The following is a 12268-nucleotide window of genomic DNA, read 5'->3' as shown; positions in this document are numbered from 1 at the left end:
TTTGTTCTTGGGAGCTCTGGTCCCTACATAGGTAGCGCCGGTTGCATTTGTCAGGGCCGGGACCGACGAATACGAGATGCGCCAACCGGCTCAGAGCGCTCCTCGCACGGCAGCGATGATGCGATCAACCGTGGGATCGTCCGCGTGAGCCGGCTTGCGGGCCCGGACAAGGCAGGCCTCGGAACGCAAGATCACGCCGTCCGAAAGAATCTTCAGATGGTTCGCGCGGAGCGTGGAGCCGGTCGACGTGATATCGACGATGATGTCGGCCGAGCCGGAGGCCGGGGCGCCTTCGGTGGCGCCGAGGCTTTCGACGATGCGGTAGAGCTGAATGCCGTGGCTCCCGGAGAAGAACTGCTGCGTCAGCCTCCAATACTTGGTGGCGATCGCCAGTCGCCGCCCATGGCGGGCGCGGAAATCGGCGGCGACGTCGCCGAGATCGGCCATGGTATCAACGTCGTACCAGATCTCCGGCACGGCGACGACGACATCCGCTTGGCCGAAGCCGAGCCGGGCCACGAATTCGACCCGCCCATCGGCATCGGCCAGCCCTTCGCGCACGAGGTCTTCGCCGGTGACGCCGAAATCGACGGCACCGCTGCCGACCTCGCGCGAGATTTCGGAGGCCGAAAGGAAGGCGACCTCGACGTCGTCCCAGCCCTCGACGCGCCCGCGATAGGAGCGATCATTGCCGACGGCGACGATCTTCATGCCGGCCCGCTCGAAGATGGCCGAGGCGTCGTCCTTCATCCGTCCCTTCGAGGGCAGCGCAAGGGTAATGGTCATTTCGCGTCCCCTGCGGCCGCCATGGCCCGTTCGATCCGGTCAAGCCAGAGAGAGAACCCGACGGCCGGGATGTGCTCCTGGGCGCCAAGCAGCGTCAGCAGCCTGTCGAAGCGTCCGCCGCCTGCGAGAACCGCCGGCGTTCCCTCGAGTTCGATCTCGAAGACCAGTCCGGTGTAGTAATCGAGCGGGCGGCCGAACGCGGCGCGATACCTGATGACATCGACATCGGCGCCCGACTTTGCAAGCGCCGCAACGCGGGCGTCGAAGAGTGCAAGCGCATCGCCTATTTTCAGTCCCGACTCGGTGGCGAACTGCCGCAGAGCCTCTGGCGCATCGGCGAGCGGCAGATCGAGCGCCAGGAATTCGCGCATGACCGCAAGCGCGGCCGGGTCGAGTTTCGTCGTCGCAAGCGCCATCTTTTCCTTGAGCCGGCGGGCAATGTCGCCAGGCGAGCGGCTGGCATTGGTAGAATAGCCGGTCGCTTCCATGATACCGGCGATCTCCGCCACGAGTCGGTCGTCGTCATCAAGGATCCCCATCCCGGCAAGTCGCTCGACCTCAGGACCGAAGACGCCGGAGGACTTTGGGTCTGCAAGCTCCCCCAGAAGCCTCTGCAATTGTTTCTGGTCGCCGAAGGCATGGATGAGCCGCTTCTGCCAACCGGCCGGCAAGCCGCAGGCGGCGATCACCGCCTCGAAGACGGACTGATCGCCGAGCGTCACCTTGAGCCGCCGACCAGGTAGCCGGTTGGCTGCAACGAGCATCGCATCGCCGATTGCTCGCGCGTCGGCGCCGGCCGTGTCCGGGTCACCGAGATCCTCTATGCCCGCCTGGTAAAACTCGTTCGAGCCGTCGCGGCGCTGGCGGAAGACCTCGCCAAGATAGGCGTAACGCTGCGGCGTGCCGGTCGCCGTCTCGATATGCCTGAGGCAGACGGGGATGGTGAATTCCGGGCGCAGGCACAGGCTCTCGCCGGTCTCGCTCGCGGTCATGAAGATGCGGCGGCGCAGGTCTTCTCCCGCCATGTCGAGGAAAGGCTCGGCCGGCTGGATCACCGGCGTATCGACACGCAGCGTCTTCAGCCGTTCGAAATCGGCAAGAAGGTCAGGGGCAAAGGCGGGGAGATCGATCAGCGGCATCAGCCTGACCTTTTCCGATCCTCGGCCTGCCCTTCCAGAATTTCCCGAACCTTGGCGATCAGTTCGCTTTCCGGAACGGAGACCTGGGCGACGCGAGCCTCGCGCCAGGCGACGTTGTTCTCTATTTCGCCGGAGAGGCGCTTGCCCTCGATCAGGTCCTTGATCTGGACGATGCCGGAGGCGCGCTCGTCGCCGCCCTGAATGATGGCGATCGGCGAGCCGCGGCGATCGGCATATTTGAGCTGGTCGCCGAAATTCTTCTTGTTTCCCTGATACATCTCGGCGCGGATGCCGGCGTGGCGCAACTCCTGCACGAAGCGCTGGTAACGGCCCATGCTATCGAGGTCGCGGTCCATGACGCAGACGACGACCGGCGCAATCACCTCTTCGGCGCCGAGCTTGCCGAGATTCTTGAGCGCCGTCATCAGGCGCGAGACACCGATCGAGAAGCCCGTCGCCGGCACTGGCTGTCCCATGAAACGCGAAACGAGGCCATCATAGCGGCCGCCGCCGCCGACCGAGCCGAAGACGACCCGCTCGCCCTTCTCATTGGTGACGGCGAATTGCAGTTCGGCCTCGAAGACGGGACCGGTATAATATTCGAGGCCGCGCACCACCGACGGGTCGATCTTGATGCGGTCCGCCTCGTAACCGGCGCTGAGAACGAGGCTGCGGATGGTGTTGAGTTCCTCGACGCCTTCCGCGCCTTTGGCGGTGCCGGCAACGAGTTCGGCCAGTTCGCCGGCACTCTTGGCGTAGTCGGTGATGCCGATGAAGAACAGAATTTTGCGGATCTGCTGCTCGTCAAGCCCGGCACCCTTGGTGAAATCGCCGCTCTCGTCCTTACGGCCCTCGGCGAGCAGGAGCCGCACGCCGTCCGGTCCGAACTTGTCGAGCTTGTCGATGGCGCGCAGGACCGCCAGACGGGTATTCGCCTGCTCGTCGCCGCCAATCCCGATTGCTTCCAGCACGCCGTCGAGGACCTTCCGGTTGTTGACCCGGATCACGTAGTCGTTGCGCTTGATGCCAAGCGCCTCCATCGTGTCGGCCATCATCATGCACATCTCGGCATCGGCCTGGACGCCGGCGGCGCCGACCGTATCGGCGTCGAATTGCATGAATTGGCGGAAGCGGCCCGGCCCCGGCTTTTCGTTGCGGAATACGTAGCCGGCGCGATAGGTGCGGTAGGGAAGCTGGATCTCGTTGAAATTCTCCGCCACGTGACGGGCAAGCGGCGCCGTCAGGTCGTAGCGAAGGCTCATCCACTGGTCGTCGTCATCGGTCAGCGAGAACACACCTTCGTTCGGGCGATCGCTGTCGGGGAGAAACTTGCCGAGCGCGTCGGTATATTCGAATAGCGGCGTTTCCACCGGATCGAAGCCGTAGCGCTCATAGACCTCACGGATCTTCGCAATCATCTCGTCGACGGCGCGGATATCCGCGGCCGACCGGTCGACGAAGCCGCGCGGCAGGCGCGCCTTGAGCTTCTGCGTTTTCTTGGTTTTCTGGTTCATGGAAGGCATTCCGGCTACTCAAAGCTTGGTCGGAGCCTTCCCTACCGGATCATATCAAGGGCGGCAAGGGCGGCGGCAGCGACAAAGGCGCTCAAGGCGGGTCCGGATCACTGCTGCCTTTCTCAGAACAACGACACGCGAAAACCGGCAGGCCGATGCGCTAGATCGAGGCCGATCGAGACGGACCTGCGGCAGGCCGCACGAATTGCCGCCGCATCTCCTCGACACCGGCACGGCAGAAGCAGCCTTCCAGGTGGTCGTTGACGAGGCCCATGGCCTGCATGAAGGCATAGACGGTCGTCGGCCCAACGAAGGTCCAGCCGCGCTTCTTCAGATCCTTCGAAATCCTGACCGAAGCCGGCGTCGTCGGATTGGCCACCAGCGTGTCGTAGTCCATGACAGGGGGACGTTCGCTTCCGTTGGGCTCGTGCGACCAGAAATAGGCGGCGAGAGACCCGAATTCATCGCGCAGCTCCCTCGCCCGCCGGGCATTGTTGACCGCGGAGACGATCTTTCCGCGATGACGCACGATGCCCGGATCGGCTAGGCAGCGCTCGACATCGGCCTCCCCGAATTCGGCGACGACCTCGAAATCGAAGCCTGCAAAGGCCCCGCGAAACGCCTCTCGCTTTCTCAAGATCGTCAGCCAGGAAAGCCCCGACTGGAAGCCTTCCAGGCAGATCTTCTCGAACAGCCGGTGGTCGTCCGCCATCGGCCGCCCCCATTCCTCGTCATGATAGCGACGGTAGTCTTCGAGATTGCTGTGCCAGGCACAACGGCTGAGCCCGTCCTCGCCCGTGATCAGACCCTTTTCCGTCATCGTCCATTCCTTCGCATCCGTTTCCTTTTTGTTCTGTTTACCATTTGCAAACCAGATTCATAAAGCCGCAAATAACCCTACCCAAAGCTTTCTTGCGGTCGCGGCATTTTAGTGAAGGGCCGTTTACCTTTCGGTGGCGGGCGGGTGCGAGCATCGCGGCTCCAATAGCCGCCTTGTAATGGGCGTCATGTAGCGAGTCCGCCCGATGAAGATGAAGAAGTTCCTCTTGCTTGCCACCTCCTGCCTCTGCATTTTCCCCGTCGGCGCGGGGGCGCAGGATCGTTATCAGAACCGGCCGCCGGTCATCGTCAGCCCGGACCTGACGGCCCCGTGGGTGATGCAGCTGACCGGCGGGCGCGTGCGCCCTGTCGTTTACCGCCCAGAGGCGCCCACGGCCTCCCGAAAAACCGTCGAACGGCGCCAGGTCAGGCGCACGCCCTACGCCCCCGCCGTTCAGCCCGTGGCCGCCACGCGCGCCCAGAAACCGGTGAAAACCAAATTCGACCCGCAGTTCCTGCCACAGATGGTGGCCTATGAGACGGGGGAAAAGCCCGGCACGATCGTGATCGACACCAACAATCGCTTCCTCTATCTCGTGACCGGAAATGGCGAAGCCCGGCGGTACGGAGTAGGCGTCGGCAAGCCGGGCTTCGAGTGGGCAGGCGAGCACAAGATCACCCGCAAGGCCGAGTGGCCGAGTTGGACGCCGCCGCAGGAAATGATCGCGCGCGAAGCAGCCAAGGGTCACTACCTGCCGGCGCGCATGGACGGCGGTCCGCAGAACCCGCTGGGTGCCCGCGCCATGTATCTCGGCTCCACGCTCTATCGGATCCACGGTACCAATGCCCCTTGGACGATCGGCTACGCCGTGTCCTCCGGCTGCATCCGCATGCGCAACGAGGACGTCGTCGACCTTTACGAGCGGGTGAATGTCGGCACCAAGGTCCTCGTTCTGTAGCGGCAGCTGCGGTCCGCTTCCGACGAGGCACCGCACTTTTCCCGCCGAACCGTGATCTAAAGGCAACAAACACTATCCACGACGCTGATTGCCCAACGCAGTCTGCTTCTATCGGTTGTTTCAGGCCGCGACTTGCCAGTAAATCGCATGGCTTTCGGATTTCGGGGTTGAGAGGGAATCGCAGATGAAATGTCACGCCGGTAAACTGGTCGCGCTCGGCGTCGCGGCCACCACTCTTTTTGCTGCCGTAAACGCTTCGGCGTTCACGTCTGCCGAGCCGGGCGGTCGGGCCGTCAAGCGCTCGGACATCGTCCTCACCGCCCAGCAGAAGAAGCCGCCGAAAAAGTATTGGCGCACCAAGGTTCGTTTCCGCACGGAAGAAGCGCCCGGCACGATCATCATCGATACCAACAGCAAGTTCCTCTATTACATCGATGGTCCGAACCGCGCGACCCGCTACGGGATTGGCGTCGGCCGCGAGGGCTTCGGCTGGTCCGGTATCGTCAAAGTGGGCCGGAAGGCCGAATGGCCGAGCTGGACGCCGCCGGCGGAAATGCGCGCACGCGAAGCGGCCAAGGGCCGGATCCTGCCGATCACCCAGGAAGGCGGCATCGACAACCCGCTCGGCGCCCGCGCACTCTATCTCTACAAGGGCGGTCGCGACACGATCTTCCGCATCCATGGCACCAATCAGCCCTGGACGATCGGCCAGAACATGTCCTCGGGTTGCATCCGGATGATGAACAACGATGTCGAGCACCTCTACGATCGGGCACCGATCGGCACCAAGGTGATCGTGATCGGCCCCGGCAACAAGCAGGGCGACATCAGCTTCGACGACCGCGGCGTCGACATTCTCCGCGAGATCTTCGGCGGCTGACGAGCGAAACTCCCCTCACTCTACAGCGCCGCGTCTTGGCAGACGCGCGGCGCTGTAACTCTCTTAATCTGCGCATCGAGCTTTCCGAACATGGTTCCGATTTGCGGGCGGGGCGTGTCCTAAAACGCCGCGTTCGTCCGTTCGACCGCACTGGAGAGCGAGGTGGTGTGGCGCGCTACATGGGTCCGGCAGGCCGGACGGAGGCCGCCTCTCGCCTCAAATCCCCGCCGGCTTCGGCCCGCCATAGGCCCAATCCAGAAGCTCGACCGTATGCACGATGGGGATGGCGGTTCCGGTCGCGATCTGCGTGATGCAACCGATATTGCCGGTCGCGATCACATTCGGCTTCGTCGCTTCGATATTCCCGACCTTTCGGGCCTTGAGCTTCGCCGATATTTCCGGCTGAAGGATGTTGTAGGTGCCGGCCGAGCCGCAACAGAGGTGGCCTTCGGCCGGGTCGCGAACGGAAAATCCCGCCCGTTTCAGAAGCTGCTTCGGCATCGTCGTGATCTTCTGCCCATGCTGCATCGAACAGGCGGAGTGATAGGCGACCGTCAGGCCGCGCGCCTTCTGTTCCGGCAGGTCCAGATCCGCCAGATATTCGGTTATGTCTTTCGCCAGAGCAGAGACCCTCGCCGCCTTCTCGGCATAGGCGGGATCAAGTCGCAGCATGTGGCCATAATCCTTGATCGTCGTGCCGCAGCCGGAGGCGGTGATGACGACCGCGTCGAGGCCACCCTCATCAGCAGCCTTCAGCCAGGCGTCGACATTGCGGCGGGCGGCCTTCAGCGCTTGTTCCTCGCGGCCCATATGATGGACCAGGGCGCCGCAGCAGCCTTCCTCTTCCGCGAGGACGACCTCGATCCCCTGCCCCGTCAGCAGCCGGATCGTCGCCTCGTTGATTTCCGGCCGCAGCACCGGCTGTGCGCAGCCGGTAAGCAGCGCCACGCGCCCGCGGCGAGCACCTTTCGCCGAATGGACTTTCGGCTTGGCTACCGTCGGCGGCAGCGCTGCCGGCGCAAGATCGAGCATGACGCCGAAGGTCTTGAGCCAGGGAACGCGCTTCAGCAGCCCGGCCATCGGCCGCGCGAGACGTGCCGCCCGGAGTGCCGCCCGGAAGCGCTGCGGATAGGGCAGCGTTGCGGCGATCACGGAACGGGCGACACGGTCTTTGAAGGGCCGTCGATAGGTGTTCTCGATGTGAATGCGAGCGTGGTCGACGAGATGCATGTAGTCGACGCCCGAAGGACAGGTCGTCATACAGGAGAGACATGAGAGGCAGCGGTCGATATGGGTAACGGTTTCCGTGTCGGCGGCACGCCCGTTTTCAAGCATGTCCTTGATGAGATAGATACGCCCGCGGGGGCTATCGAGCTCGTCGCCGAGGAGCACATAGGTGGGACAGGTGGCGGTGCAGAAGCCGCAATGAACGCACTTGCGCAGGATCTGCTCGGATTCCGCGACTTGCGGATCGGCAAGCTGTTCGGGGGAAAAGTTGGTCTGCAACCGAGTACTCCCATACTGCTAGGACGCGGATTCGCTCCTGAACCTAGATCCACCAGCTTTCCGGATTGGTGATCGGCTCCTCGCGCGCGGCCTTCTGAAGCCCGACGACGCAGCGCACCACGACCCAGACCGCGGTCGCCACGAAACCGAGCACACCGATCAGAACGACGGACAGAACCGCGGAGATCAGGACGAACAGCAAGGCGATCCAGAAGGTTCGGATCGCCCAGTCATAATGCGACCTTGCCCAGATTTCCGCCTTGTCACGATTGAGATAGGCGATGACGAGGCCGATCAGCGGTGTGATGCCGATGGCGAAGCCCAACAGATACAGGACGTAGACGATCTGGATATTGACCTTCCCAGGCTCCAGCCAGCGATCGGTGTCGCGGGAAAGCGGCGTGCGGGAACCAGGATCTGTCATTGAGGTCTCCTTGGCCGTTGGGCGTCTTCGCGGCGATGCCTCAAGCGATGGTCGCCAGCCGCCCGGGATTGAAAATCCGCAATGGGTCGAACGACGCACGCAGGCGTTCGGACAATTGTGCCACAGCAGGTGGCTGCGGTTCAAAGGCCGGTATGCGCGCGCGTTCGTCCTCACCGGCGCGCAGAAGCGTCGCGTGGCCGCCGCCGACCGCACGGAGATAGCGACGTAGCAGCTCGGCCTCGGGATCGGCCTCCATGCGCAGCCAGACGAGACCGCCCTGCCAATCATAATAGGCGTCCACGCCGGTCTGCAACCGAAGCGCGGCAACGAGCTGGTGCCCCGCGGAGGGGGCGACGGAGACACGCCAGAGCGGCCGCATCGTGCCGTCGGCATAGGGCTTCACGTCGCGGATATCCGCCCAAAGCAGCTTGGTTTGTACGGTATCCAATCGTAAAACCGGCCCGAAGCGAGCGAACGCCTCTGAGAGCCTTTTCGCCCGCAGGGCAACCGAGTCCGCAAGCCCTTCGAGCCTCAGCACCGTGGCCGCCCCCTCGGGCAGCGCGCCGTCGATGAAGCGCCCGCGGACGCTCTCCGGCAGATGCGCAGCGCCCGACACCTCCGCCGGCTGGGCCATGGCCTCGGCCATCACCGCTGCGGCCTCCGCGTCGTTGAGACCGGAAACAACCACCGTCGCGGCCGCCGGCGGCGACGGCAGGACCTTGAAGGTGACCTCCGTCAGGATTCCGAGGGTGCCGTGGGAGCCGGCAAGCAGCTTGGCGAGGTCGAGCCCGGTGACATTCTTCATCACCCGCCCGCCGGCCTTGATCGCCTCGCCGCGGCCGTTGATGAAGCGAACGCCGAGCAGGCTGTCGCGCGCGGCACCGGCGACATAGCGGCGCGGGCCCGAGACGTTGGCCGCGAAGACGCCGCCGATGGTCGGCTCGCCGGAGGTGCCGAAGACCGGCCTGTGGTCCATCGGCTCGAAGGACAGCATCTGGCCTTTCGCCTCGAGCGCCGCCTCGATCTCCGACAGCGGCGTACCCGCGAGCGCGCTCATCGTCATCTCCGCAGGATTATAGGTGACGATGCCGGAGAGGCGCCGCGTCGAAAGCGTGCGAGCCGCCCGGACGGGGTTGCCGAGGCCCGTCCGTGTGCCGCCGCCGACGATCGAAAGCGTGACGCGCTCGGCCGACGCCGAGCGGACGACCGAGGCAATGCCCTCCTCGCTTGGCGGCTCGAAATGAACGATCATGCTGCGGGCCGTCCTTCGAGCGGGAAGACCTTGGACGGGTTCAGGAGCCAGTGCGGGTCGAAGGCCGCCCGCGCCGCCATCTGCTGATCGAGGTCGGCCTGGCTGTACTGATGCCGCATCAGGTCGCGTTTCTCTATGCCGACGCCGTGCTCGCCCGTGAGGCAGCCGCCGGCCTCGACACAGAGCTTCAGGATGTCGTTGCCGGCAGCCTCCGCGCGCGCCGCATCCTTCGGGTCGTTGATGTCGTAGAGGATCAATGGATGCATGTTGCCATCGCCGGCATGAAAAACGTTGGCGACGCGCAAGCCGTAACCCGCGACGATTTCGCCGGTCCGGCGCAGGACATGGGAGAGCTGGCTCAGCGGCACGGTGCCGTCCATGCAGATGTAATCGGCGATGCGACCGGTGGCGCCGAAGGCGGATTTCCTGCCCTTCCAGATCAGCGCCGCCTCGAGCGCCGATTGCGATTCCTTGATCGTCTTGACCCCGTGGCGGCGGGCGATCTCAACGATGCTCCGAAGCATCGTGTCCATCTCAGCTTCGGAACCCTCGACCTCGACGATCAGCAGCGCCTCGACGTCGAGCGGATAGCCCGCCTGGGCGAAGGCTTCGCAGATCTCGATCGCCGGCTTGTCCATGAATTCGATCGCGACCGGGATGATGCCGGCGGCGATGATATCGGCGACGCAGGACCCGGCTGCCTCGGACGAATCGAAGCCGAAAAGCACCGGGCGCGCACCTTCCGGCTTGGCGATCAGGCGGACAGTCGCTTCCGTGACGATGCCGAGTTGCCCCTCCGAGCCGCAGACGAGGCCGACGAGATCATAACCCGGCGCATCCAGCGCCTTGCCGCCGAGCTCGATCACAGTGCCGTCGAAGAGCACCATCTTGACGCCCAACAGATTGTTGGTGGTCACCCCGTATTTCAGGCAATGGGCGCCGCCGGAATTCATGCCGATATTGCCGCCGATCGTGCAGGCGAGTTGCGAACTCGGATCGGGCGCGTAGAAGAAGCCGTCGGCCCCGGCCGCTTCGGAAATACCGAGATTGGTGACGCCGGCCTGAACCGTCGCCGCGCGGTTGAAGAGGTCGATGTCGAGAATGCGTGACATCTTGGAGAGGCCGACGACGACGGCATCCTCCTGGGGAATGGCGCCGCCGGACAGCGAGGTCCCGGCGCCGCGCGGCACGACGGGAATGCCATATCGGCTGCAATATTTGAGCACGGCGGCAACCTGCTCCGTCGTCTCCGGCAGGGCCACGGCCAATGGTATGCGGCGATAGGCTAGAAAGGCGTCCGTCTCGAACGGCTTCAGCCCGCGCTCGTCACTGATCAGCGACCCCTCAGGGAGGAGATCGGTGAGGTCGGCGATGATCTCCCGCCGGCGGCCAAGAACGGCCTGTCTGGGTTCCAGGAATCCGATCGTCTCCGGCATGAGCACCTCCAGTCAGATGCGCCCTGACGCGCGCCTCTCAAATCTTGCCGACTTGAGGAAACACGCGGAAAATTCAAGATGCTATAGCGCTCTCGACGCGTTCAGAGAACATGCATGGCGCCATAGGGTGGTATTTTTTGTTTACCACTGGAGCGGCACCCGGGGCAAATGCTAACGGATTTTCCTCTTCGTCGATTGTCTCGCCGCACTATGCGGCCTCGCTTCCTATTGGGCACTGTAGCGGATGCTACTTGTGCGCCGCCTCCTCGTGATGGCGGCGAATGCGCCTGACCACCATCCAGACGCCGACGACGGCTATGGGCACGGCAATCCCGGTGAGCACGCCGGGATCGACGGGAATCTGGTGGCTCAAGGGCTTGGCGAGGTAGCCGAAAAGCCCGACAACATAATAGGAGATCGCGGCGACCGACAGGCCCTCGACCGTCTGCTGCAGGCGCAACTGCAGCTTGGCGCGGCGGTCCATCGAATTGAGCAGCGCACTGTTCTGGCGTTCGAGCTCGACGTCGACCCAGCTTCGCAAGAGTGTCGTCGCGCGCGCGAGCTTGGTCGACAGGTTCTTCTGTCGTTCCTCGACCGATTGACAGGTCCTCATGGCCGGCGCCAGCCGGCGTTCGAGGAAGGTGCCGATCGTCTCGTAGCCGGGCACGGGCGTTTCGGAAAGTGTGCGGATACGTTCTTGGACGATGCCGTAATAGGCGCGGCTGGCCCCGAAGCGGTAGAGGCTCAGGGCGGCGCCGGCTTCGAGGTCGGCGGCAAGACGCGTAATCCCGGAAAGCATCTCGTCGGCTTCCTCGCGGACATTCTCCTTCATGCGCTGCGTGATCGCCGTCAGGCCGTCCTCGGTCCGGCGAATTTCCGGCGACAAGGATTGCGCCAGCGGCAGGCCGAGCATGGCGAGCGTGCGATAGGTCTCGATATCGAGCAGGCGCTGCGCCAGGGCGCCCGTTCCCGCCTCGGTCATCCCCCTGTCGATCACAAGGATCTGGGTGAGGCCGTCTCCGTTCTGGCGAAAGTCGGTCACGATCACTGCCTGGCCGTTCTTGCTCTCGCTGTAGCAAAGGCTCTTCGGATCGAAGAGCTTGATGGCGTCGCGGGTCTGCGGCGTGTCGTGACGAATCTCGAGGCGAATGCCGGCGATCAGCAGGCCAGGCGGCGAAAAGCCGTCGCCGAACGGGTGAACCGGCACCTCTTCACCGAAGCGTTCCGGCGCCGGCGTATCCCAGAAATAGGTGGAGAATTCCGTATGCCGCTCCCAGCGCAGCGTTCCGTTCCCCCAGGGGATGGCATGGTGGCTGGCGTCGCGTCCGGGCGGCGCGATCCCGCAGGATCGCGAGAGCTCGGAGAGCACCGCATGATCGACGATCGATCCGCCATCGGTGAGAAAGGCGAGCTGAAAAATCACCCTCGGCGTCGTGACCAATGCGTAGGGCCGCGCGTGAACCTCGCCCAATGCCTGCGCACGCAAGGGTGCGACCGGAAATGCAAAACTGCCTTTTGGCATGAAGCGCTTCATCCCCCTCACGCGTTCATCA

11 protein-coding genes are annotated in these 12268 nt (G+C 64.1%); 2 read left to right on the top strand and 9 right to left on the bottom strand.

Going from position 1 to position 12268, the window contains the following annotated elements; translation table 11 throughout:
* Window positions 1-90: 90 nt before the first annotated feature.
* The 4 genes from hisG to AC4P1R_RS01915 form a co-directional block, all read right to left on the bottom strand.
* Window positions 91-786, bottom strand: a complete 696-nt coding sequence (gene hisG / locus AC4P1R_RS01930) for an ATP phosphoribosyltransferase (RefSeq protein WP_069460305.1) — start codon at window positions 784-786, stop codon at window positions 91-93.
* On the bottom strand, window positions 783-1925 hold the full coding sequence (locus tag AC4P1R_RS01925) for an ATP phosphoribosyltransferase regulatory subunit (RefSeq protein WP_492177364.1): 1143 nt from the start codon (window positions 1923-1925) through the stop codon (window positions 783-785). The genes hisG and AC4P1R_RS01925 overlap by 4 nt, the downstream gene beginning before the upstream one ends.
* Entirely contained in the window at window positions 1925-3439 is a 1515-nt protein-coding gene (hisS, locus tag AC4P1R_RS01920; protein WP_492177363.1) for a histidine--tRNA ligase, read from the bottom strand. Before hisS ends, AC4P1R_RS01925 begins: the two co-directional genes overlap by 1 nt.
* Window positions 3440-3599: 160 nt before the next feature.
* Entirely contained in the window at window positions 3600-4259 is a 660-nt protein-coding gene (locus AC4P1R_RS01915; RefSeq protein WP_069460302.1) for a DNA-3-methyladenine glycosylase I, read from the bottom strand.
* 211 nt (window positions 4260-4470) lie between these two features.
* On the opposite strand from AC4P1R_RS01915, the gene AC4P1R_RS01910 reads away from it, so the two are divergent.
* Both AC4P1R_RS01910 and AC4P1R_RS01905 read left to right on the top strand, forming a co-directional pair.
* Window positions 4471-5217, top strand: coding sequence for a L,D-transpeptidase (locus AC4P1R_RS01910; RefSeq protein WP_492177770.1), 747 nt, complete (start codon window positions 4471-4473; stop codon window positions 5215-5217).
* Between the two features lie 184 nt (window positions 5218-5401).
* A complete protein-coding gene (locus tag AC4P1R_RS01905; protein ID WP_492177362.1) occupies window positions 5402-6097 on the top strand; it encodes a L,D-transpeptidase in 696 nt (231 codons plus the stop codon).
* A gap of 216 nt (window positions 6098-6313) precedes the next feature.
* Here AC4P1R_RS01905 and glcF read toward each other — a convergent pair whose 3' ends face one another.
* The 5 genes from glcF to AC4P1R_RS01880 all read right to left on the bottom strand — a co-directional run bounded on the left by glcF (window position 6314) and on the right by AC4P1R_RS01880 (window position 12237).
* Window positions 6314-7603, bottom strand: a complete 1290-nt coding sequence (glcF, locus tag AC4P1R_RS01900) for a glycolate oxidase subunit GlcF (protein ID WP_492177361.1) — start codon at window positions 7601-7603, stop codon at window positions 6314-6316.
* 43 nt (window positions 7604-7646) lie between these two features.
* The gene (locus tag AC4P1R_RS01895) at window positions 7647-8027 is read right to left on the bottom strand and encodes a DUF4870 family protein (RefSeq protein WP_069460299.1); all 381 of its coding nucleotides are present in this window, start codon (window positions 8025-8027) and stop codon (window positions 7647-7649) included.
* A 40-nt stretch (window positions 8028-8067) separates the two neighbouring features.
* Window positions 8068-9279: a glycolate oxidase subunit GlcE gene (glcE, locus tag AC4P1R_RS01890; protein WP_069460298.1), complete on the bottom strand. Its 1212-nt coding sequence runs from the start codon at window positions 9277-9279 to the stop codon at window positions 8068-8070.
* On the bottom strand, window positions 9276-10715 hold the full coding sequence (locus tag AC4P1R_RS01885) for an FAD-linked oxidase C-terminal domain-containing protein (protein WP_069460297.1): 1440 nt from the start codon (window positions 10713-10715) through the stop codon (window positions 9276-9278). The genes glcE and AC4P1R_RS01885 overlap by 4 nt, the downstream gene beginning before the upstream one ends.
* 247 nt (window positions 10716-10962) lie before the next feature.
* On the bottom strand, window positions 10963-12237 hold the full coding sequence (locus AC4P1R_RS01880; protein ID WP_151610884.1) for a DUF3422 family protein: 1275 nt from the start codon (window positions 12235-12237) through the stop codon (window positions 10963-10965).
* Window positions 12238-12268 lie beyond the last annotated feature (31 nt).

It is taken from the genome of Sinorhizobium sp. Y406, from assembly GCF_058732025.1.
This window is presented reverse-complemented; position numbering and strand designations above follow the sequence as displayed.